Genomic DNA, 22,491 nt, shown 5'->3' on the forward strand with positions numbered 1-22,491 from the left:
GTCGGGCCGCTATTCCCTGACGCCGCGGCGATGTCGACGACTTTAACCTTCAATTTTCAACACCGTTCGCTGGTGCCTTTTGCCCATGATTACGCTCATGGCGATAGCGAACCCTGGCATCAGCACGATTGCGCCCAGCTGCTGCATATTCTCAGCGGCGTGGTGCGGGTGGAAACTGCGCATGGCTACTGGGTCGTGCCGCCGGGGCGAGGTGTCTGGCTGCCCGCCGGTACCCCGCACACCCTACGGGTTACCGGCGCTGCGGCTGCGCGAACCCTGTTTATCGATCCCCTCGCGCGCGCCGATCTTCCCGCTGCCTGCCAGATAGTGCAGGTGACTCCGCTGCTGCGTGAACTGATTGTCGCGTCGCTGACGCTGGCGGAATCCTACGCGCCGGGCAGCCGCGATGAACGCATCTACGAACTGATCCTTGATGAAATTCGCGTCATGGCGGTGCTGCCGTTTGGCCTGCCGGAGCCGCAAAGCGAAGCGCTGCGCCGTTTATGCCAGAAGGTAAGAGAAGCGCCCGGCGACTCGTGGAGCAGCGCCGAGGCGGCGAAAGAGAGCAGCATGAGCGAGCGCACGCTGAATCGTCATTTTCAGCAGCAGACCACGCTCACCTGGAGTGAATGGGTGCGCCGGGCGAAGCTGATGGAAGCGCTGGTTCGCCTGGCGCAGGGGCAGTCGGTACTGCGGGTGGCGCTGGATCTCGGCTACGGTAGCCACAGCGCTTTTAGCGCTATGTTTCGCCGGGTAACAGGCGTCGCCCCCAGCGACTACTTCCGTTCGCCGGAGTAATGGCCTGCGCTCATCGCATTGCACAGCGCCTGCAGCGAGGCGCGCGCCACGTCGTTATCAATTCCCACCCCCCAGCGGCTGTCGCCATTCGGGAAGACGCAGCGAATATAGGCGACTGAACGGCTGTCGCTACGTTCGCCGAGGGTATGCTCGTGATAATCCTTAATCACGATGTTTTGCTTTAACAGGCCGCTCAGCCCGCTGGCGGCTGCGGACAGCAGGCCGTTGCCGCGGCTCTGCAAACGTCGCGTTTCGCCGGCGATGCGCAGGGAAGCCTGCAGAGAAAGCTGGCCGTCCTGCTGGCTATCGCTTTGGTAATCCAGCAGTGCCAGCGGCGGCTGGGGGACCAGCCCGTAGCGTGCGCGAAACAGTTGCCACAGCGCGTTGTGGGTCATCTCCTTACCATGCGTATCGGTTTCGCGCTGGACGTGCAGGCTAAAATCCTGCTGCAGCGCGCGCGGCAGCTTCAGGCCATGATTCTGTTCAATCAGCCACGCGCTGCCGCTTTTGCCGGACTGGCTGTTAACGCGGATCACCGCCTCGTAGCTACAGCCGATATCCTGCGGGTCGATAGGCAGGTAGGGCATTTCCCAGCGATCGCCGGGCCGGCGGGCGTCGAACCCTTTTTTGATCGCATCCTGATGCGAGCCGGAAAAGGCGGTATAGGCCAGGCTTCCCGCCCACGGGTGGCGCGGATGAACCGGGATCTGGTTGCAGCTTTCGACGATTTCGACCACCCGGTTCATCTCAGCGAACCTGAGCCGGGGATCGACGCCCTGGCTGTAGAGATTCATCGCCAGCGTCACCAGACAGACGTTACCGGTGCGCTCGCCGTTGCCGAACAGGCAGCCTTCGACGCGGTCGGCGCCAGCCATCACCGCCAGCTCCGCGCTGGCGACGCCGGTTCCCCGGTCGTTATGCGGATGAACGCTAATGCACACATCGGCGCGGCGCGAGAAGTGACGACAAAAATACTCAATTTGATCGGCATAAACGTTAGGCGTGTTCACTTCCACCGTCGCGGGCAGGTTGATAATCATCGGCCGTTCGGCGCAGGGCTGCCAGATTACCGCCACCGCTTCGCAAATCTCCAGCGCGAATTCCGGCTCGGTAAAACAAAAAGTTTCCGGAGAGTACTCGTATTGCCAGCGGGTCTGCGGCTGCTGTTCGCACCGTTGGCGGATAAGCCGGGTAGCGCGTGTCGCCAGCTCGACGACCTGCGCTTTATTCATTCCAAAAACCCGCTCGCGGAACAGCGGAGCGGTGGCGTTATAGAGGTGAACGGTGGCGCGGTGGGCGTCGCGCAGCGATTCGAAGGTCCTGAGGATTAAATCTTCCCGCGCCTGGGTCAGCACCTGAATCGTCACGTCCTGCGGGATGCGCCGTTCTTCAATAAGTTGACGCACAAAGTTGAAATCGGTTTGCGAAGCCGAAGGAAAGGCCACCTCGATCTCTTTAAATCCGCACTCTAGCAGCAAGTCCCAGAACTGCAGTTTGCGCGCGCTGTCCATCGGCTCGGCCAGCGCCTGGTTGCCGTCGCGCAGGTCGGTGGAGAGCCAGCGCGGGGCGCGGGTAATTTGCTGCTCCGGCCAGCGGCGGTCGGGCAGGGCAATCGGCGGATAGGGACGGTATTTTTCACCAGGTTGAGTCAGCATGATTTTCTCCTTCTAAGCGAGTCTTTATCGTGCATGACAAGGCGAAAAGGCATCTCCAGCGAACTGGACATAAACTAGCGCAAACTGGACAACCTGCGCGGCGGCCATAAAAAAAGGGATCCGCAGATCCCTTCAGGTCAAACCTTAGTGCGCGCCACCGCCGCCGCCGCCGGCGCTGAACGGCGGTCTGGCAAACCACACCAGCCCGAGCAGAAGGATAAATATCGCCGCCGAGAACCAGAAAATTTCGTTGGCGGAGATAATCAGCCCCTGGTTGGTTATCTGCTGCGCGATCCAGCCGGACGCCTGCTGCTGCGTCATCCCTAATCCCTGCAGCTGGTCGTACATCTGCTGGGCGTTGGGATTATACGGCGTCACCGACTCGGTAAGCTGAGCATGGTGCAGCGCCTCGCGGTTCGTCCACATGGTGGTGGTAATCGAGGTGCCGATGGAGCCCGCCAGGGTACGCGTAAAGTTCGACAGGCTCGATGCCGCCGCCAGCCTTTCCGGCGGCAGGCCGGAAAGCGTAATGGTCGTCAGCGGCATAAAGAAGCAGGCCACCGCGAAGCCCTGAATAAACTGCGGCCACGCCGAGGCGCCGAAGTCCATACCCGGTTCGAAGGTCCACGCGCGCCAGTAAAAACAGACCGCGTACATGATAAAGCTGAAGGTGACCAGCCGACGCATATCCAGCTTATGCGCGAAGCGGCCGATAATCGGCGACAGGATAACCGGGATCACCCCGACCGGCGCCGAGGCCAGACCGGCCCAGGTGGCGGTATAGCCGTATACCTCCTGCAATAGCTGCGGCAACAGCACGATAGCGCCAAAGTAGAGCATATAGGCGAGGCTGATACACAGGCAGCCGATGGTGAAGTTTCGCGACTTAAAGAGCGACAGGTCGACTATCGGGTTGTCGTCGGTTAGCTCCCAGACGATAAGGAAGCTTATCGCCACCACTGCGACAATGGTCAGGATGATGATCTCGTTCGAGGCGAACCAGTCCAGCTCTTTACCCCGGTCGAGCATCACCTGCAGGCTGCCGATACCGATGATCAGCAGCGCCAGGCCGACGCCGTCGATCCGCCGCTGCTCGGTGCGGGTTTCGCGGTTGCGCAGGGTCTGTAGCGTCATCACCACCACGGCGATACCAATCGGCACGTTGATAAAGAAGATCCAGCCCCAGTGGTAGTTGTCGCTGATATAGCCGCCGAGGATAGGGCCGCAAATCGGCGCGACGATCACCGTCATTGACCACAGCGCCAGCGCGATAGAGCGCTTGGCGGGCGGGTAGTTGCTGAGCAGCAGACTTTGCGACAGCGGGATCAGCGGACCGGCGACGATCCCCTGAATCACGCGGAAGAAAATCAGCATCGTCAGGCTGTTTGACATGCCGCAGGCCCAGGAGGCGATGGCGAACGCCACCGTCGACCAGAGGAACAGCTTCACTTCGCCAACACGCTTTGCCAGCCAGCCGGTAATCGGAATGGAGATAGCGTTCGCTACCCCAAACGAGGTGATAACCCAGGTGCCCTGGCTCAACGATGAGCCAAGGTTACCGGCGATGGTGGGGATGGCCACGTTGGCGATGGTGGAGTCCAGCACCTGCATAAAGGTCGCGAGCGACAGCGCAATGGTCATAATGACCAGCTGCGCGCCTTCCAGCGGTTTTTGCTGTTGCATTACGCTCACCCCGAATTATCCGGCGTTGGCCTGGATGATGTCGTTTATCAGCTTATTGACCGGCTCGAGGCCGATTTCGCGGGCATTACTTTCGTAAACCGGGGAGCTACGCACCTGGCTTGCCAGCATCTCGCCGCCGCGGTCGGTGGTGTTCACCTCAACGAGGGTCGACAGGCCGATGCGCAGCGGGTGCTCCGCCAGCTGTTTTTCATCCAGCTCAATACGTACCGGCAGGCGCTGAACCACTTTGATCCAGTTGCCGGTGGCGTTCTGCGCGGGCAGCAGCGAGAAGGCGCTACCGGTACCCATATCGAGGCCGACCACTTTACCGGTGTATTTCACATCGTCGCCGTAAATATCGCTGATCACGGTGGCCGGCTGACCGATACGCATATGCGCCAGCTGCGTTTCTTTAAAGTTGGCGTCAATCCACAGGTTGGTCGCCGGAACGACGGCCATCAGCGGCGTGGTGCTGCTGATTTGCGCGCCGGGCTGTACGGAGCGACGCGATACGTAGCCGCTAATCGGGCTGACGATTTTTGTCCGCTGCAGGGCCAGCCAGGCGTTACGCACTTCGGTGGCCGCCTGCAGCACCGCAGGCTGCTGTTCCAGCTTCGTACCCAGCACGATTGCCTGGTTGGCGTTGTACTGCTGAATCGCCACGTCCAGTTCGGCCTGGGCGCTGGCAACCGTGTCGCGGGCGTGCTGCAGCTCTTCGCGGCCAATCAGGTTGGCGGCCCCCAGCGGAATACGGCGGTTAAGGTCGGTCTGCGCCTGGGAAAGCGCGGTTTTTTTAACCTCAATGCTGGCCTGCAGCTGCTTGCTGTTGATCATCTGCTGGCGCGTTTGACGCACGCTGGCGGCCAGCTGGGTTTGCGCTTTTTCAAACGCCTGCTGGGCATCGGTCTGGTCGAGGGTGACCAGCGGATCGCCTTTTTGCACGTAGTCGGTGTTGTCGGCCCAGACTTTCGTCACGCTGCCGGACACCTGCGCCATAATTTGCACCTGATTCCCTGCCACGTACGCGTCATCGGTCTCTTCGAAGTGACGCAGTACTAAAAACCAATAAATCCCGTATGCCACGGCAACAATAATAAAGAGCAAGGTCAGCAGCAGCAGGGCGCCTTTACGCTTCCCTTTTTTGCTGCCCGGTTGCTGCGGGGTTTGGCTCTCCGCATTTGCGCTCATGTTATTCTCCACGATCTTATTATTTCACATCGGCTGAGCCGACCTGTTTATCAGAAAGGCCAGCAGAAGATCTGCTGGCCTGTTCGTTTCTTTGTCAATCCAGAAAAAGCGTTGAGCGGTTGGTTCCGCGCTTAGCGCAGAGACTCCGCAAGCACGCCATCCTCTTCCATTTGGTCGAGGCGACCAAGCAGTTTACGGGTGATGTGCTCGAGCTGATCTTTTTCGCTGGTGCTTAAAGAAGACCAGAGCTGATGCAGGCAGTTGTGCTGCGGCGGTAACACTTCGCGCAGGAACTGATGCCCCTTTTCGGTGAGCTGTAAATGCAGGCAGCGACGATCGTTATCGCTTTCGCGGCGCTCAATCCAGCCGCGTTTTTCCAGCTCGTCGGCAATGCGCGTGGCGTTGGTACGGGAAGAGCCCAGCGCGCAGCTCAGCTCAGAAGGCTGAATGCTGTGGTTTTCCTGAGACTCAAGCGTGATCAGCGCCATAAACAATGTCTCGTTAATCCCTTGCGCTTTCAGCATCTTGTTACGGTTTTCCAGCAGCTTTCCCTGCATATGCATGCAAAGGCGGGTGAGCAGAATTTCCTGAAAAGGAAAGTCTTCGTGACGGCTGGCGCGGAACTTGAGCATTTGCTCAATGGGAGTAAACGAACTATCCATTTTGGTTATGACCTCATTAATTACAGTCGATATAATAACTATTGTGACAAATAAATCAAATGAATTATTGACAAAAATTGATACTTTAGGCTTATAGCCATAGGCCGATTTTCCAGACAACACCGTAGGTTAGGGCGCTTAGAAGTGTAGGCAAAATAATGCTGCGCGTTTTCCAGAAGGCCAGGCCCAGCACGGCGAAGCCAGCCAGTGTAGGCAGCAGGCGGCGGGCGTCGTGGAGAATTTCCGGCACGCTGGAGACCACCAGCAGCGCGCAAATAGAGGCGATGCCGATGGTATCGAGCAGCACGCCGATCGGACCGCGACGCGTCGGACGCGCGTTGCCGGCGCGCAGGCGCAACGGCAGATAGCGAAACAGATAGTTTACGCAGCCGACCACAACGCCGATCGTCAGGACATCACTGTTCATCGGGCATCCCCTGTAGGCTGGCCTGTACCAGAGCGGTCAGGCAGCCGCAGACAATCCCGGCCAGGATGGCGGCGGGTATGGAAAACAGAATCATTCCCCCCAGCGCCCCTGCCAGCGCGGCGGTCACGCTAAGCGACTGCTTGCGCTGGAAAGAAGCCAGTAAAAAACTCATAAACAGCGCGGGAAGCATAAAGCCCAGCGCCGCCTCCACCGCCGGAAAATCGGTCAGCAGGCCGCTGCCTGAATACGCGCCGATCAGCGTGCCGAAGACCCACGACGCCCAGGACAGAAAAGCGATACCGATCATCCAGCTTTCGCTCCAGCGCCGACCGTCGCGTACCAGTTTAGCGGTGGCGGCGGCAAATACCTCATCAGTCAGGCCGAACGCCCAGATCGCGGTTTTTTTGTTGCTCAGCGCGCGCGGGATGCGGCTGCGCAGGGAAGGGCCGTAGAGAACGTGACGAACGTCCATCGCCATGACGGTGAGCGCGGCGACCCACAGCGAGCTTCCCGCCGCCAGCATCGCGACGATCACGAACTGGCTGGCGCCCGCGTAAATAATGCAGGAGAAGAACAGGCTTTCCAGGGGAGTGAAGCCGAGCTTCGTGGCGTTGAGGCCGAAGGCGAAGGCCACGGGAATATAGCTAATGACGATAGGCAGGCTGTCTTTCAGGCCTTCAGCCAGCGTGGCCTCAGCGGCGGGAGGGGTATGCGTCAATGCGTCAGAATTTTCCATAGGAATTGCTTATTAATCACTCACGTGAAAATCACATGATTAAACAGGTAGATTTACCTTAGCAGAGAGCCGTGCGGCTTAACAGCCGCTAAGAGGCTGATGGTTAAAGTTATGCACATTTTTTGCATATAAACCCATCGGGCGGGAAAGGCGGGGCGATGATAGCGAAGGTGGAGTCTGTACGTTCTGATGGCCCGGAAAGGCGGGAGCCTTTCCGGGGAAACGCGATAAAAGCGGGAGATTATTTCTGCGCGGCCAGCGCTTCGTTCACCCAGCCGTCAAACTGCTGCTGGTGGGCTTTGATCCAGCCGTCGACGTGGCCCTGAATATCCGCTTCCGAACCATGCCCCTCGTGCATCATGGCATTCTCGGCGTTGATATCGGCAATCGGCAGCTTCATGATGCTAAACAGCTTCGCCGCCGCCGGGTTTTTCTCGGCCCAGGCTTTGTTAGCGACGATATGCATGGTGCTGACCGGGAAGCCGTAGTTGGCGCCATTAGAGAGCTTCGTGTCGATATTTTTTTGCACGCCCGGCAGGGAGGAGAACGGTACCTGCAGCCAGACGACGTCTTTACCCGGTTTCAGCACATCGCTGACCCAGTAAGGCGTCCAGGTGTAGTAGATGACCGGCTTGCCCTCTTTATAGCGGGCAATGGTGTCGGCCATCATGGCGGCATAGTTCCCCTGATTGTGGGTGACGGTGTTATTCAGACCATAGGCATCAAGCTGATGGTTAATTACCGCTTCACAGCCCCAGCCAGGCGTACAGCCGGTCAGGTCGGCTTTGCCGTCGCCGTTGGTGTCGAACAGTTTGGCGATTTTCGGATCTTTTAGCTGGTCGATAGATTTGATGTGGTACTGCTCGGCGGTTTTCTTATCAATCAGGTAGCCCTGCGCCGCGCCGTTCACAAATACGCCTTGGCGGTAGAACTTTTTATCGCCGCCGGCGGCAGCGTACATATCGTCGTGCAGCGGCTGCCAGTTGACGGCGGTAAAGGTGGCGTCGCCGGAGGCGAGCGAGGTATAGCCGACGTTGTAATCCACTTCGCTCGGCTTATCGACGGTATAACCGAGCTTCTCCAGCGCGCGGCTGACCAGCAGGGTCTGGAAGGTCTCTTCCGAAATAGTGCTCTGAATCGGCTTAACGGTAATGCCTTTGCCAGGCAGATCCGCCGCGAAGGCGGTGGTGGAAATGAGGGCGGTTAACGCTGTGGCAAGGATCGCTGTATGTCGCATCGTTGTTCCTTTTACTTATCAGAAGGGGAGTCTATCCCCCCGATTGCCGGGGGGATGGGCTCTTATTTACAGAAAGGGCGAGTTATCAGCCCCAGTGGGCCGGTTGCATACCAGCGGCGGTTGCCGCGACTGCGCGAGTCCCGTCCTACGGCCTGAGTCAGACGGTCAAGAATAATGGCGAGGATAACAATCCCGACGCCGCCAACGGTGGCCAGGCCCATATCAAGGCGACCGATGCCGCGCAGTACCATCTGGCCGAGACCGCCAACGGCAATCATCGAGGCGATGACCACCATCGACAGGGCCAGCATCAGCGTCTGGTTGACCCCGGCCATAATAGTCGGCATGGCCAGCGGTAGCTGAACCTTAAACAGCAGCTGACGCGGGCTGGCGCCGAAGGAGCGCGATGCTTCAATCAGATCCGCCGGCACCTGGTTAATCCCCAGAATGGTCAGGCGGACAATCGGCGGCAGGGCGAAGATAATGGTGACCACCACGCCCGGAACGTTGCCGATACCGAACAGCATCACGATGGGCACCAGGTAAACAAATGCCGGCGTGGTCTGCATCGCGTCGAGCAGCGGACGGATGATTTTCGCCGCCCGCGGGCTGCGCGCCAGCCATATCCCAAGCGGCAGGCCGATCAGCATACAAAACAGCAGTGCGGTCAGCACCAGCGCCAGGGTTACCATAGCCTGCGACCAGGCGCCGATAGCGCCGATGGCGATCAGCGAAATCAGCGTCGCCGCGCCCATGCCGACGCTGGAAATCTGCCAGGCAATCAGCGAGAAAATAATAATCGCCACCGGCGCCGGCATGCCCAGCAGCAGCTGCTGGAAGGCGCTCAGGATGTAATCCACCGGTACGCGTATTCCCTGGAATAGCGGACGGAAATGCATCACCACCCAGTCGATGCCGTGCGTGACCCAGCTATCGAGCGGGATCAGCGTGTTATGGAACGGGTCCATAATATTGAAGTGTTCCGGCTGCGGCGCGGGCGCGCTGCTCAGCCAGTCGGCGCCGCCGCCGTTGGTCGGCGCTGGCGTAGAGGTGCCCCAGGCATCGGCGGATTGCGCTGCGCTATCCGCCGCCGGCGCGGTGTCCCACGGGTTAGATTGATCAGCCATTGTTTGCCCCCTCGCGATCTAAAGCCTGCAGCAGCATGCGTTTGGAAATGATGCCGACGTACTGTTGCCCTTCATCGATAACCGGCACCGCACACGGTGCATGGCCGACGTGAGAGAGCAGCTCGCTGAGCGGCGTTTGCGCATCCACCGCCTGCGGGGAGTCGATTAACGCCGCATCGATTCCCTGGCCTTCGCTCAGCGCGGCTTTCAGAGAATCAATGGAGATAATGCCAACAAACTTATTCCCGCGTTCAATGACGTAGCCATATTCGCGGTCTTCATCCTGCAATAATTTCAGCGCGGAGCGCGGGCCGAAACCAGGCGTTTTACGAATCAGCCCCACCGGGCTGCGGCGGGCAATATCTTTAGCGCTGAACACCTGGCTAATATCGACGCCGCGGAAGAAGGTTCGGACATAATCATTGGCCGGATTATTGAGTATTTCATCCGGCGTGCCGACCTGAACCACTTCACCATTTTGCATAATGGCAATACGATCGCCAATCCGCATGGCTTCATCGAGATCGTGGGAAATAAATACCACGGTACGCTGATGCCGGGCCTGTAATTTAGTGAGCTCATCCTGCATTTCGGTACGAATTAATGGGTCGAGCGCTGAGAAGGCTTCATCCATTAACAGAATATCGGGGTTAATCGCCAGCGCGCGGGCGAGACCAACGCGCTGGCGCATGCCGCCGGAGAGTTCGTCCGGGTACGCATGAGCATAATTTTCCAGGCCGACCTGACGCAGCGCCTCCAGCGCTTTTTCCTGGCGTTCCTGAGTCGGCACGCCGGCCAGCTCCATGCCGAAACCGGCGTTGTCGAGCACGGTCATATGCGGCATAAGCGCAAAGGATTGAAAAACCATCGCAATCTTTTTTCTGCGCACCTCGCGGAGCTCGGCGTCAGAGATTTTAGCGATATCGACGCCGTCGATCAGGACCTGGCCGCGGGTGGGTTCAATCAGGCGATTGAGAAGGCGAACCATGGTGGATTTCCCCGAACCGGAGAGCCCCATGATGACGAATATCTCGCCTTCTTCAATGGTCAGACTGGCGTTCTTAACGCCAAGCGATAGCCCCGTCTTTTCCAGTATTTGTTCTTTCGATAGTCCTTTGTCGATATATTTGAAAGCCCGCTGCGGGTGCTCGCCAAATATCTTATAGAGATTCTTGATTTCTAATTTAATTGCCATGCAAGAGAGTGTTTCCTGTTATTTATTAATATCGATATGGTACCCGGTGGTGATAATTGCTTTTTTACACCCTAACATACTGAGAATCTGTGACAACCCTTTATGTGGCGTTGCCAGGGAAATGCGCGGGAGAGAATTCCGGTACATCCCCCGTGATATAAGGGCTGAGCGCGAATGACTTGTGGTCGATATTTTTTAGTTATGTTGCCTTAATTCAGGTGAAAATCGAGGGCATGTTGTTGAATATGACACGGTGATGACCGAAAGATATTGAGTGAGGTGAAAACAAATAATGTGAAATAAATCACCAGGAAATATGCTGATATATTCCTGGTGAAAGTAAGGCTAAAAGTCCCAATCGGCGTCGACGGTTTCTTCCGCTTTTCCCATCACATACGATGAACCTGAACCGGAAAAGAAGTCGTGGTTTTCGTCGGCATTCGGCGAGAGCGCGGCGAGGATCGCCGGATTGACGGCGGCCATTTCCGCCGGGAACAGCGCGTCGTAGCCGAGGTTCATCAGCGCCTTGTTGGCGTTGTAGCAGAGAAAGGCGTTGACCTCCTCAATCCAGCCGCTATCGGCGTACAGTTCACGGGTGTAGGCCAGTTCGTTGTCATACAGATCCATCAGCAGGTCGAGGGCGAAGTTTTTCATCTCTTCGCGCTTCTCGGCGCTGACTATTTCCAGTCCTTTCTGGAATTTGTAGCCAATGTAATAACCGTGTACCGCTTCATCGCGGATAATCAGGCGAATCAGATCGGCGGTGTTGGTCATTTTCCCCCGGCTGGAGAAGTACATCGGCAGCCAGAAACCGGAGTAGAAGAGAAAGGATTCGAGAAAGACGCTGGCGATTTTTTTCTTCAACGGTTCATCTGCCTGATAGTACTCCAGCATCAGCTGCGCTTTGCGCTGCAGCGGCGCGTTTTGTTCGCTCCAGGCATAGGCGGCATCGACGTCTTTGGTCTGGCAGAGCGTCGAAAAGATTGAGCTGTAGGAGCGGGCGTGCACCGCCTCCATAAAGCTGACGTTCGACAGTACCGCTTCCTCGTGCGGGGTGAGGGCGTCGGCCATCAGCGCCGGCGCGCCGACGGTATTCTGGATGGTATCGAGCAGCGTCAGCCCGGTGAAGACGCGAATCGTCAGCTGCTGCTCCGCCGGGGTGAGGGTTTGCCAGGCGGGGATATCGTTGGACAGCGGCACCTTCTCCGGCAGCCAGAAGTTGCTGGTCAGCCGATTCCAGACCTCCAGATCCTTATCATCTTCAATCTTGTTCCAGTTGATGGCGCTGATGCGCGATAAATGGGTCATCCTGTTCTCCTTATAGCGCGCAGGACACGCAGCCTTCAATTTCGGTACCTTCCAGCGCCAGCTGGCGCAGACGGATGTAATACAGCGTTTTGATGCCCTTCTTCCACGCGTAGATTTGCGCTTTGTTGATGTCGCGCGTGGTGGCGGTATCGGGGAAGAACAGGGTTAGCGACAGCCCCTGATCGACGTGACGCGTCGCCTCGGCGTAGGTGTCGATGATCTTCTGCGGGCCGATTTCGTAAGCATCCTGATACAGCGCCAGGTTGTCGTTGGTCATAAACGGCGCCGGATAGTAAACCCGTCCGGTTTTCCCCTCCTTGCGGATCTCAATCTTCGACACGATCGGATGGATGCTGGAGGTCGCGTGGTTGATGTAGGAAATCGAGCCCGTCGGCGGCACCGCCTGCAGGTTGCGGTTATAAATACCGTAGCGCATCACGTCATCGCGCAGCTGCCGCCACATATCGCGGTCGGGCAGGACAATACCGGCACGGGCGAACAGCGCGCGGACTGTCGCCGTTTTCGGCTGCCAGTCGCCTTCCAGGTAGGGGCGGAAATAGTCGCCGCTGGCGTACCGCGACTGCTCGAATCCGGCAAAACGCGTCCCTTTTTCCCGCGCTATCAGCATCGAGGTGCGCAGCGCGTGCCAGGTGATGGTATAGAAATAGAAATTGGTGAAATCCAGGCCCGCTTCGCTACCGTAGGCAATACCTTCGCGCGCCAGATAGCCGTGCAGATTCATCTGCCCAAGGCCGATGGCGTGCGAAGCGGCATTGCCCGCCGCTACCGACGGTACCGAACGGATGTCGCTCATCTCGGAAACCGCCGTCAGGCCGCGCACCGCGACCTCGACCGTGCGGGCGAAATCAGGAGAGTCCATGGTGTGGGCGATATTCAGCGAGCCGAGGTTGCAGGAGATATCCTGGCCGATGCTGGCGTAATCCAGGTTTTCGTCAAAGGTAGAAGGCGAGTTGACCTGCAGGATCTCCGAGCACAGGTTGCTCATATTGATGCGCCCGGCAATCGGGTTCGCGCGATTCACCGTGTCTTCAAACATGATGTACGGATAGCCGGACTCAAACTGAATTTCCGCCAGCCGCTGGAACAGGTCGCGGGCGCGGATCCAGCGTTTGCTGACCCGCTCGTCGGCCACCAGTTGCGCATACATTTCGCTTACCGCGATATCGCCGAACGCTTTACCGTACAGGCGCTCGACGTCGTAGGGGGAGAACAGCGCCATCTGCGCATCTTCTTTCGCTAGCTGAAAGGTGATATCCGGAATCACGACGCCGAGAGAGAGCGTTTTAATGCGGATTTTTTCATCGGCGTTCTCGCGTTTGGTATCCAGGAACCGCAGGATATCGGGATGATGGGCGTGCAGATAGACCGCGCCGGCCCCCTGGCGCGCGCCGAGCTGGTTGGCGTAGGAGAAGGCGTCTTCCAGCATTTTCATCACCGGTACCACGCCGGAGGACTGATTCTCGATGCGCTTGATTGGCGCCCCGGCTTCGCGAAGGTTGGAGAGCAGAAACGCCACGCCGCCGCCGCGCTTGGATAGCTGCAGCGCCGAGTTCACCGCCCGGCCAATGGATTCCATATTATCTTCGATACGCAGCAGAAAGCAGGAGACCAGTTCGCCGCGCTGCTGTTTACCGGCGTTGAGGAACGTCGGCGTGGCGGGCTGAAAGCGCCCGGAGAGGATCTCATCGGTCAGCTGATGGGCCAGCGTCTCGTTACCCTGCGCCAGGGCCAGGGCCACCATGCAGGTGCGGTCGGCAAAGTCTTCCAGGTAGCGCTTTCCATCGAAGGTTTTCAGCGCGTAGCTGGTATAGAACTTCCATGCGCCGAGAAACGTCTGGAAGCGAAAACCGCCGTCCCGGGCATGGGCAAATAGCTCGAGAATAAACTGGCGATCGTAGCGTGCCAGCACCCTGGCATCGTAATAGCCTTCGGCGACCAGCCACGTCAGCTTGTCGTCCTGGCTGGCGAAGGGCACGGTATTGGGCGCGACGTGGCTGGCCATAAACGCCGCCACCGCCTGATGGTCTTTGTCAAACGGGATGCGGCCGTTGCTGTCGTAGAGATTCAGCATCGCGTTGAGGGCGTGGAAATCCGGCGCCTCGCTGGTTATACGTTCTGCGGTTGTCGTTGCCAAAATTCGCTTACTCCTTTACGCACGTTGTCGACATCTTGCGGGGTGCCCATCAGTTCAAAACGATAGAGATACGGTACGCCGCATTTCTGCTTGATGACGTCGCCAGCCCGGCCGTAGGCCTCGCCAAAATTGCGGTTGCCCGCGGCGATGACGCCGCGAATGAGCTGGCGGTTGTGCGGATCGTTAAGAAAGCGGATCGCCTGTCGAGGGACCGCGCCCGCCGTGCCGCCACCGCCATAGCTGGGGACGATGAGAATGTAGGGTTCGTCTACCTGGATGCGCTCGCGCTCGTTAAGCGGAATACGCACGGCGGGCAGCCCCAGACGCTGGACAAACCGGTGCGTGTTTTCCGAACTGCTGGAGAAGTAGACGATCAGGCTCATACGCTGGCCGCTGTAACTGTCGGGCGCAGGCGGTTGATCATGTCGGGACGAAAGCCGGACCAGCGGGTCTCTCCGGCAATGACCACCGGCAGCTGGCGGAAACCTTGCTCGCGCAGCATATCGACGGCTTCAGGATGGTGGTCGATATTGATCGTGTCGAATTCAAACCCACGGGTTTCCATGGCCCGTTTAGTGGCATGGCACTGTACGCAGTCGTTTTTAGTGTAAATAGTAATGCGCATGATTCGTATTTCCATTTAAAATAGCAGTACGGCGCTAAAACTGACGTCGCGTGCTATGGGTTACCGATAAAGGAAATACTAGATGTAGTTATTTAAAAGTTCAACAACGCAATATATATGGTTTTTGTAAAGATTAGCCCCCGCAAAAGGATTCTGCGGGGGGCGGGACTTTGTAACGTGAGATTACAGGCGCATGCTTACCGCCAGGCGGTTAAAGGCGTTCATCAGGCTGATGGCGAAGGTCAGATCGCTAATCTGGCGGGCGCTAAAATGGTCCAGCAGCGGCAGATAAACATCGTCTTGCGCATGGCTTTCGGCGATATGGGTGACCGATTCCGCCCACGCCAGCGCCGCGCGTTCGGCATCGCTGAAATGGGCGCTCACCCGCCAGCCTGCCAGCGCGTCCAGCTTGTTCTGCGCCACGCCGGATTTACGCAGGGCTTTGCTGTGCATCTCCAGGCAGAAGGCGCAGCCGTTGATTTGCGACACCCGCAAATACACCAGTTCGATCAGCGCGCCATCCAGCTCGCTTTTTTCCAGCGCAATTTTGGCCTGAACCAGGGCGTTATAGACTTCCGGGCTCAGTTCATTGTACGGCTGACGTAGTGTGTTCATTTTACTCTCCTCATTAAGACGCGAGGAAAATAGCACTATAATGGACTGCATAAGATAGCCATATTGTGATGAAAAAAGCAGACCATGATGGACGCCCAAAAAATCCCCCACTACCGACGCATTGCCAGGCAGCTTAAGCAGGCGATTGAGCGCGGCGAGCTGGCTCCCGGCAGCAGGCTGCCTGCGAGCCGGGTATATGCTCAGGAGCTTGGCGTATCGCGGGCGACGGTTGAGAACGCCTGGGGCGAGCTGGTGGCGCAGGGGTGGCTGGAGCGGCGCGGACAGGCGGGGACCTTTGTTAGCGAGCGGCTTATTCCGCAGCAAAACGCGCCCGTTCAGCCCGTCGCGGGCGATGAGCCCGCGGCGCCGCTGCCGTTTCAGCTGGGGCTGCCCGCGCTGGATCTGTTTCCACGCGGTCTGTGGGCGCGCGTGATGGGGCGGCGTCTGCGTACGCAAACGCGTTTTGACCTTGCGCCAGGCGATCCCTGCGGAGAACTGACGCTTCGCCGGGCGATCGCCGATTATTTGCGCCTGTCGCGCAGCATTGAATGTCGGCCTGAGCAGGTCTTGATCACTGGTAGCTACGCGGCCTCGATGCGCCTTATATTGCGCACGCTGGCGCGGCCTGGCCAGCAAATGTGGATGGAAGATCCGGGGTTTCCGCTGATCCGCCCGGTAGTGAACGACGAGGGGGTAGCGATCAACCCCGTTCCGGTCGACGACGACGGGATGGATATTGCCTGGGCGCAGCGGCATTACCCGACTGCCCATTTCGCGCTGCTGACCCCGGCTCATCAGAGCCCGCTCGGCGTGGCGCTCTCGCTGTCCAGGCGCAGACAGCTCCTGCTATGGGCGGCGCAGAATAACGCGTGGATTATCGAAGATGATTACGATAGTGAATTCCGCTATCACGGTAAGCCGCTGCCGCCGCTGAAAAGCCTCGACGCCCCGCAGCGGGTCATCTATGCCGGGGCGTTCAGCAAGTCTTTGTTTCCGGCATTGCGCGCTGCCTGGCTGGTGGTGCCTGAACCGCTGGTGGCGCAGTTTCGTGAACAGGCCGCGCTAATGAGCTGTAGCGTGCCGACGCTGTGGCAGCAGACGCTGGCGGATTTTATTCGCGAAGGCCACTTCTGGCGACATCTGAAGAAAATGCGCGCCAGCTATGCCCAGCGCCGCCTGTGGCTTGAGTCGGCGCTGCGCGCGCAGGGCTTTACCGTGGTGCCTCAAGCGGGGGGGATCCAGATGGTGGTCAGGGTGGCCGGTGACGATCGCCTTCTGGCGCAGCGCGCCAGGCGGGCCGGTCTGGCCGTCCAGGCGCTGAGCGACTGGCGGATGGAGAGTCGGGGAGATGGGGGGCTGATCATGAGCTTCACTAATCTGACGTCGGCGGAAATGGCCAACGAGGCCGTGCGTAAGCTTGATGCCGCGCTTTACGCGAAGAGATAACAAAAACCCCTGCAGAGCAGGGGTCGACGCGTATTTGTTATCTTCATGGGTCTGGCAGTTTTATTATCGACGTAAATTCAGTAATACGCCAATAAATACCCCAACGGCTGCTGCGGCACCGACGCTTTGCCACGGTTTGTCGCGCACGTAGCTGTCAGCGCAGCCCATGGCGTCGCACGCCGCCTGCTGGACGCGGTTGTTGCCGTTAAGCCGGGCGCGGGTCTCTTTCAGCAGCGCCTGCGCTTTTTTGCGCGCGGCCTCCGCTTCGTCTTTGGCGTCGCTGCCCCACGATTTCAGCACCTCTTCCAGCGTATCCGCTAATTGGCTGACATCGTTATGGATATCTTCAGCGCTCTCTTCTACGTTGTTGCGGTTTGCTCGGTTGGCCATTGGTTTCTCCCTTAATTCCATTGAGTCTATAAGTGTAGGACAAGATTTTGAATTATGCTGTAAATAGCCCTTTATGGAATATTCCGAAAGCGTTGCCTTTAATGAATAAGGTAAGGTTAACGTGCGGTAAAAGATAATGAGGAATGAGTATGTATTTAAGACCCGATGAGGTGGCGCGTGTTCTTGAAAAAGCCGGCTTCACCATGGATGTTGTGACGCAAAAAGCGTACGGCTATCGCCGTGGCGATAATTATGTTTATGTGAACCGTGAAGCTCGTATGGGGCGTACCGCGTTAATTATTCATCCGGCTTTAAAAGAGCGCAGCACAACGCTTGCGGAGCCCGCGTCGGATATCAAAACCTGCGATCATTATGAGCAGTTCCCGCTCTATTTAGCAGGGGATGCTCAACAGCATTATGGTATTCCACACGGGTTCAGTTCGCGAATGGCGCTTGAGCGTTTTCTGAGCGGCCTGTTTGGCGAAACGCAGTATAGCTGACAAAAAGCGGCTGGCGGAACCAGTCGCTTTTTTGCATCAACTCAGGCTTTGGCCTGCGGGCAGGGGGCTGACGCGGAACAGGCGACGGCAGTAGTCGAGGAAATAGCCGTACGCGGCGCCCATCATCATTGATACCACGATATTGGAACTCACCGCCGCGGCTATCTGATGCCAGTCGGCGCCGACAACCAGCAGAATCGCCACGTATACCGGTGACTGGAACGTCACATAGGCCACCACATCGGCAATGTTCTTCATCCAGCCGGACGCGCTGATGCGACGCGCCTGGCGCATCGCGAAATCGCGATAAAAGCCGTAAGGCACCGCAATAATAATGTTCACCGGAATCGCCACCAGTCGCGAAGATAACGACTGCTGAAAAGTCATTCCGGAGAGAAAAATTTCGATCATCATGTTTACAACGGTGCAGTAAACCACCATCGCAAAGGTGTCTGCTACCGCATGACGCAAGCGGGACTGCGCAGAGAACATCGGTGTGCTCCTCGAAAATGAAGTCGATAATGCCAGAAGATTGGCGGGAAATCAGCGTTTTTGGGTGCCTGTTTTGATGTGCGTAGATTATATCTCTGCATTAAAAGAGGCAACTAGCTATAAATTTTTATTTAAAGGCTTTTGGTCGATAAAATACTCTGCTTCAGGCTGTTTTTTGTTCGTTACGCTACTTTTGTTGCCATTGTTTATTTTTATAATACATTTCAAATAGATAGTTGATTTGTGCGCTGTAGGGATCGGCGGGAGGCCGGGGCGAGAGAGGGCGATTGCGCGACAGAATCGCGTCGCGGTGGGCGTAGCGTCACTTTTGGCATTTTTTACTCGTCAAAAAGCAAAATGTCAGCATGATATGCTGATTTATTCGCTGGGTGAGCATTCAGATTTTTTGCATGACTATTCCGCCAGCGTCAGTGACGCCTTGTGATGGCCTGGCGTGGATATACGGATAACCTGCTGAGCATGCAGGAAATAAGCTAAAGGTAGTGGCTGGTTGATATTTTTCTTTTCGCCCAGGTTTATTCACTGCGTGAAATTTCGCTTTTATCGATTTGTTTATCTTATTTATTGTCAAATATAGCTGATGCTATATCCGCAATTAGTGAAAGGCTGGAAATAAATAATCGTATCAATTAAACTAGCGCCGTCATCTTTGTTTCATTTGCTATTTGGGAATTTTTTGAATTATATGTCATTACTATTAGAGAAATTGAATAATATCCGTTCACTCCGCGCCATGTCCCGTGAATTCTCCATTGACGTGCTTGAAGATATGCTGGCAAAGCTAAGGACCGTCACTGAAGAAAAACGTGCTGAAGAGCAGGCTGCTCAGGCACTGCGGGCAGAACATCAGGAGAAACTAAATACCTGGCTGGAATTAATGATTGCTGATGGTATTACGCCTGAACAATTAGTGGGCCACAATAGCGCTTCCTCGAAAGGCAACAAAAAGCGCCAGCCGCGTCCGCCTAAATATCGTTTTACCGATCATACCGGCGCCGAGAAAACGTGGACCGGGCAGGGACGTATGCCGAAGCCGCTTGCGAAAGCGGTGGCTGAGGGAAAATCCCTTGATAGTTTCCTGATCTAATCGTTAAAACGGTGGGGAAACCCACCGTTATCGTTACCCGGCTTAATCAGCATACGCCAAAATCGCCGTCTTCTTTATATGCCGTCACATCGGCTGCCTTCAGCGTATATTTCTCGCCCTGCTCGTTGCTTGCCTGAACGGCAATAATGCGATCGTCCTCGACTTCAACGACTTTAAGTTTTGGCCCACCCGCGCGCGGTTGTACCAGGTCACCGACTGAAAACATACTGCTTCTCCTGTGTGCTGATAAATCTTTCGCTGACAATAACCATAGCTCAGCAAAAGCGTTACCAACAACTGAGCAAAAGAGGTAGAGGCTAGAGGCGGTTCCACGGCATCAAAGCCAAAAGACGCGCCATACCGCAAAAACCGGTGATCCCGGCGAAGGTTAATCCGGCGCCGACGAAGGCGCTAAGCAGAAAAAAGCCGCTGTTAAAAGCGTAACCTAAAGCGACGCCAAGCAAGATCAGAATCCCGGCGACGATCTGGACCTGGCGCATCAGCGGCAGCGGCTGAGATTTATCCTCTTTCACCGGCAGACCCGCCGCTTTCCACGCCTGAATTCCGCCAGCCAGCAGCTTTGCCTGCGCCGGTGCGGCGGCCTGCGCCAGACGGGCGGCATTATTCTGCGTGCGCGAACCCGCCTGACAGTGAAAAACGATCGTCTCTTCAGGGCTGGCGCGCAGCGCCGCGCCATTCGTCAGGGTTGCCAGCGGCACGAGTTCCGCGCCGGGAATATGCTCGCGGGCGTATTCATCGGCATCGCGGATATCGATCAGCCGCGCGCCGTGGTCGATGAGGGCCCGGGCTTCGGCAGGAGAAAGAGTAGCAATAGTCATAAACGCTCCTTAAGGGCAATAGATTGACTTCAGCGCGGTGACGATGTGCCGAACCGCTGGCCGGGTAATGAAGTAGTGGATGCGCTGCGCCTGACGTTCGCAGCCGATCAGGCCTTCATCGCGCATTCGCGCCAGATGCTGGGAGGTTGCGGAGGGGCTCAGCCCGGTGATGCGCGCCAGTTCGCCGGCGCTGGTGCCCGGCGCATCGCATAGCATGCACAGAATCAATAGCCTACTGGGGTGGCTCATGGCTTTCAGCAGCGCGGCGGCTTCCCCGGCGCTGGCCTGTAGCTGTTCGGGTGTATTCATTTATTTTAGTCTTTTCTAAATTTAGTAAAGTCTAAAATAAAAAGCCGCAGTGCGCCAGCACTGAATGCTGCAGTGACAAAATGGCGCGGCTGAAACCTGGTAACGGTAATGACGGTAATATGGCCGCTGCGCTTCACGCCGCGAGCGAATCAGAAGCGGCTTCCGCGACGGGCGGCGCGGCGATACAGCGTGCTGCGCGCGACGCCTAAAGCCTGCGCGGCCTTACTGATATTGCCGTTATAGCTTGCCAGCGTATCGGCAATCAGCTGCGCATCGTGCTGCTGAAGCCCACGCGGCGGGCGGGGGGCGGGCGAACTTCGGTATTCCTGGGGCAAATCACCCACTGTCAGCGTTTCATCCTCTTCGGCGAGCGCCAGCAGTACCCTCATCAGGCTTTGCAACTGGCGGACGTTGCCTGGCCAGGGCTGAGTCGCCAGGTGTTGCACAAGCGCCGGGCCCAGCGCGACGCGACGCTTTTCTCCGCCAAGATCGCGCCACAATCGCTGGATAAACGCCGGGAGTTCAGGCCACTCGCGCAGCGGCGGCAGCGTCAGAGCAAACTCGCGCAGGCGGTAGAGCAGATCTTCGCGGAAGGTACCTTCGGCGACGCGCTGCGCCAGGTTGCGGTGGGTGGCGCAAATCACAGCGAAGTTAACCGGCGAGCTCCGGCTGGCGCCAAGCGGCGTGACCTCTTTCTCCTGTAAGATCCTCAGCAGCCGGGTCTGCAGCGTTAACGGCATATCGCCGATCTCGTCAAGAAACAGCACGCCGCCGTCGGCCTCGCGAATTTTGCCGATATAGCCGTTTTTGTTTGCGCCGGTAAACGCCCCGGGCTGGTAGCCAAACAGCTCGGATTCAATCAGCGATTCCGGAATGGCGGCGCAGTTGATGGCGACGAACTTGCCGCCGCTCCAGCGGCTATGCCGGTGCAGGGTGCGGCTGACGTACTCTTTGCCGCAGCCGGTTTCGCCTTCGATACACAAACCGATCCCGGCGTTAAGCAGACGCAGCAGCTTCTCCCCTTCGCGCTGGCTGGAGAAGGGCAGAGCGATGCCTGGGCGCGGGGTCACCGCGACGCTTGCGGTGGCGGGCGGGCGCAGACGGAAATAGTAGTGCCGATCTCCGGCGGCGAGCGGCAGCGGTATGCTGACGGCGGTTTGCCGCAGCCGCGGAAAAAGCTGCTGGAAGGTGAGATGGCCGAACTGCTCCGCGTTGAGCGAGAATTCGCGCATCGCCAGCCGGTTGGCGGCCGTCAGAACCGCGTCCGTAAACACCAGCAGCAGTTCGTCGACGCCGTCGAGTTTCTCCGGCTGAGGATGCAGGCTCATCAGCCACTGCTGCGGATGCAGACTCTGCTTAAACCACAGATATTCTATTTGCTTCGCGGCGCCTTTCACCCACGCCAGCGTTCGCGCGTGCGGATAGTGCGCCGGGCCGGAGATATCCAGCACCCCGGCGATATTGCCATCGGGGCTTTGCAGCGGCACGGCGGCGCAATAAAGTCCCCGGTTGCTGGTCAGGAAATGCTGGCGGCCATCGATTTCGCAGCTGTCGTCAATCGCCAGCGCGGTGCCAATGGCGTTGGTTCCGCGTCCGCTTTCGCTCCACAGATTGCCCGGCGCTAAAGCGAAGCGCTGCGCTTTCTGCATGGCGTGCGTATCGCCAAAGGTTTGCAAAACCAGACCGCTGGCGTCGGAGAGAACCACGACGGATTGCAGGTCGTTGACTTTGCGGGAAAGCGCATTGACGACCGGCTGAGCCAGCGTTTGCAGGCGGCTGTGGCTGGCGAGCCTCTCGGCCAGTTCGCTGGCGTGCAGGCGAGGGAAGTCATCCGTGGCGGGGTCGAGGCCATAGCGCTGGCTGCGGCACCAGGAGTCGCTCAGCAGAGGACTCGCTTCGATCTCTGGCGTCAGGGCAAACGGATTTCCTGGCACGGGACACCTCGTGGTTTTATTTGTGTTGCAATATTGTAGCTATAAGGTTTTTGTAGTGTTGC

The 22,491-nt window shown here is 57.7% G+C and carries 24 protein-coding genes; 4 read left to right on the forward strand and 20 right to left on the reverse strand.

From position 1 onward, the window contains the following. The first annotated feature begins 30 nt into the window (after nt 1-30). Nucleotides 31-798: an AraC family transcriptional regulator gene (locus GUC22_RS05820; RefSeq protein ID WP_004132922.1), complete on the forward strand. Its 768-nt coding sequence runs from the start codon at nt 31-33 to the stop codon at nt 796-798. Here GUC22_RS05820 and leuA read toward each other — a convergent pair. From leuA to GUC22_RS05890, 14 genes are all read right to left on the reverse strand, one after another. Further along, on the reverse strand, nt 777-2,453 hold the full coding sequence (gene leuA / locus GUC22_RS05825) for a 2-isopropylmalate synthase (protein WP_160183420.1): 1,677 nt from the start codon (nt 2,451-2,453) through the stop codon (nt 777-779). The genes GUC22_RS05820 and leuA overlap by 22 nt on opposite strands. A 144-nt stretch (nt 2,454-2,597) precedes the next feature. Then, nucleotides 2,598-4,136 (reverse strand): multidrug efflux MFS transporter permease subunit EmrB, encoded by a 1,539-nt coding sequence (gene emrB, locus GUC22_RS05830; RefSeq protein ID WP_004123984.1) that lies wholly within the window; start codon nt 4,134-4,136, stop codon nt 2,598-2,600. A 15-nt stretch (nt 4,137-4,151) separates the two neighbouring features. Further along, nucleotides 4,152-5,324 carry a multidrug efflux MFS transporter periplasmic adaptor subunit EmrA gene (gene emrA, locus GUC22_RS05835; RefSeq protein ID WP_004123983.1) on the reverse strand — a complete coding sequence of 391 codons (1,173 nt, stop codon included), beginning with the start codon at nt 5,322-5,324 and terminating at the stop codon, nt 4,152-4,154. Between the two features lie 131 nt (nt 5,325-5,455). Continuing rightward, nucleotides 5,456-5,986 (reverse strand): transcriptional repressor MprA, encoded by a 531-nt coding sequence (gene mprA / locus GUC22_RS05840; RefSeq protein WP_004104785.1) that lies wholly within the window; start codon nt 5,984-5,986, stop codon nt 5,456-5,458. Nucleotides 5,987-6,077: 91 nt separating this feature from the next. Beyond that, entirely contained in the window at nt 6,078-6,413 is a 336-nt protein-coding gene (gene ygaH, locus GUC22_RS05845; protein ID WP_024358422.1) for an L-valine transporter subunit YgaH, read from the reverse strand. After that, nucleotides 6,403-7,149 carry an AzlC family ABC transporter permease gene (locus GUC22_RS05850; protein WP_004132932.1) on the reverse strand — a complete coding sequence of 249 codons (747 nt, stop codon included), beginning with the start codon at nt 7,147-7,149 and terminating at the stop codon, nt 6,403-6,405. The genes ygaH and GUC22_RS05850 overlap by 11 nt, the downstream gene beginning before the upstream one ends. 241 nt (nt 7,150-7,390) lie before the next feature. After that, on the reverse strand, nt 7,391-8,386 hold the full coding sequence (proX, locus tag GUC22_RS05855; RefSeq protein ID WP_004132934.1) for a glycine betaine/L-proline ABC transporter substrate-binding protein ProX: 996 nt from the start codon (nt 8,384-8,386) through the stop codon (nt 7,391-7,393). A gap of 62 nt (nt 8,387-8,448) precedes the next feature. Beyond that, on the reverse strand, nt 8,449-9,513 hold the full coding sequence (gene proW / locus GUC22_RS05860; RefSeq protein WP_024358420.1) for a glycine betaine/L-proline ABC transporter permease ProW: 1,065 nt from the start codon (nt 9,511-9,513) through the stop codon (nt 8,449-8,451). Beyond that, the gene (gene proV, locus GUC22_RS05865; protein ID WP_024358419.1) at nt 9,506-10,708 is read right to left on the reverse strand and encodes a glycine betaine/L-proline ABC transporter ATP-binding protein ProV; all 1,203 of its coding nucleotides are present in this window, start codon (nt 10,706-10,708) and stop codon (nt 9,506-9,508) included. The genes proW and proV overlap by 8 nt, the downstream gene beginning before the upstream one ends. 345 nt (nt 10,709-11,053) lie before the next feature. Next, a complete protein-coding gene (gene nrdF, locus GUC22_RS05870) occupies nt 11,054-12,016 on the reverse strand; it encodes a class 1b ribonucleoside-diphosphate reductase subunit beta (protein WP_004132940.1) in 963 nt (320 codons plus the stop codon). Nucleotides 12,017-12,026: 10 nt separating this feature from the next. Further along, entirely contained in the window at nt 12,027-14,171 is a 2,145-nt protein-coding gene (nrdE, locus tag GUC22_RS05875) for a class 1b ribonucleoside-diphosphate reductase subunit alpha (RefSeq protein ID WP_024358418.1), read from the reverse strand. After that, nucleotides 14,144-14,554: a class Ib ribonucleoside-diphosphate reductase assembly flavoprotein NrdI gene (gene nrdI / locus GUC22_RS05880; protein ID WP_004104769.1), complete on the reverse strand. Its 411-nt coding sequence runs from the start codon at nt 14,552-14,554 to the stop codon at nt 14,144-14,146. Before nrdI ends, nrdE begins: the two co-directional genes overlap by 28 nt. Further along, nucleotides 14,551-14,796, reverse strand: coding sequence for a glutaredoxin-like protein NrdH (nrdH, locus tag GUC22_RS05885; RefSeq protein ID WP_049099465.1), 246 nt, complete (start codon nt 14,794-14,796; stop codon nt 14,551-14,553). Before nrdH ends, nrdI begins: the two co-directional genes overlap by 4 nt. Before the next feature lie 183 nt (nt 14,797-14,979). Then, the gene (locus GUC22_RS05890; protein ID WP_024358417.1) at nt 14,980-15,411 is read right to left on the reverse strand and encodes a carboxymuconolactone decarboxylase family protein; all 432 of its coding nucleotides are present in this window, start codon (nt 15,409-15,411) and stop codon (nt 14,980-14,982) included. Between the two features lie 87 nt (nt 15,412-15,498). Between GUC22_RS05890 and GUC22_RS05895 the strand changes: the two genes are divergently transcribed. Continuing rightward, nucleotides 15,499-16,857, forward strand: a complete 1,359-nt coding sequence (locus tag GUC22_RS05895) for a PLP-dependent aminotransferase family protein (protein WP_049089879.1) — start codon at nt 15,499-15,501, stop codon at nt 16,855-16,857. Between the two features lie 63 nt (nt 16,858-16,920). On the opposite strand, the gene GUC22_RS05900 is transcribed toward GUC22_RS05895, so the two are convergent. Continuing rightward, nucleotides 16,921-17,247 carry a DUF883 family protein gene (locus GUC22_RS05900; protein WP_004123945.1) on the reverse strand — a complete coding sequence of 109 codons (327 nt, stop codon included), beginning with the start codon at nt 17,245-17,247 and terminating at the stop codon, nt 16,921-16,923. A gap of 149 nt (nt 17,248-17,396) precedes the next feature. Between GUC22_RS05900 and GUC22_RS05905 the strand changes: the two genes are divergently transcribed. After that, nucleotides 17,397-17,747, forward strand: coding sequence for a DUF2002 family protein (locus tag GUC22_RS05905; RefSeq protein WP_004123942.1), 351 nt, complete (start codon nt 17,397-17,399; stop codon nt 17,745-17,747). Nucleotides 17,748-17,783: 36 nt separating this feature from the next. Here the strand turns inward: GUC22_RS05905 and alaE are convergent, their stop codons facing one another. Then, nucleotides 17,784-18,239: an L-alanine exporter AlaE gene (alaE, locus tag GUC22_RS05910; protein ID WP_004123939.1), complete on the reverse strand. Its 456-nt coding sequence runs from the start codon at nt 18,237-18,239 to the stop codon at nt 17,784-17,786. Between the two features lie 706 nt (nt 18,240-18,945). On the opposite strand from alaE, the gene stpA reads away from it, so the two are divergent. Continuing rightward, complete coding sequence (gene stpA / locus GUC22_RS05915; RefSeq protein ID WP_004135062.1) at nt 18,946-19,347, forward strand: DNA-binding protein StpA; 402 nt, start codon at nt 18,946-18,948, stop codon at nt 19,345-19,347. Between the two features lie 46 nt (nt 19,348-19,393). On the opposite strand, the gene GUC22_RS05920 is transcribed toward stpA, so the two are convergent. From GUC22_RS05920 to GUC22_RS05935, 4 genes are all read right to left on the reverse strand, one after another. Next, entirely contained in the window at nt 19,394-19,573 is a 180-nt protein-coding gene (locus tag GUC22_RS05920; protein WP_004123934.1) for a hypothetical protein, read from the reverse strand. Between the two features lie 91 nt (nt 19,574-19,664). Beyond that, nucleotides 19,665-20,186 (reverse strand): rhodanese family protein, encoded by a 522-nt coding sequence (locus GUC22_RS05925; protein WP_049130993.1) that lies wholly within the window; start codon nt 20,184-20,186, stop codon nt 19,665-19,667. Between the two features lie 9 nt (nt 20,187-20,195). Beyond that, complete coding sequence (locus GUC22_RS05930) at nt 20,196-20,495, reverse strand: ArsR/SmtB family transcription factor (RefSeq protein ID WP_160183421.1); 300 nt, start codon at nt 20,493-20,495, stop codon at nt 20,196-20,198. Between the two features lie 149 nt (nt 20,496-20,644). Next, nucleotides 20,645-22,429: a sigma-54-dependent Fis family transcriptional regulator gene (locus GUC22_RS05935; protein ID WP_160183422.1), complete on the reverse strand. Its 1,785-nt coding sequence runs from the start codon at nt 22,427-22,429 to the stop codon at nt 20,645-20,647. Nucleotides 22,430-22,491 lie beyond the last annotated feature (62 nt).

The organism is Klebsiella sp. MPUS7, assembly GCF_009905335.1.
Classification (GTDB): Bacteria; Pseudomonadota; Gammaproteobacteria; order Enterobacterales; family Enterobacteriaceae; genus Klebsiella; species Klebsiella grimontii.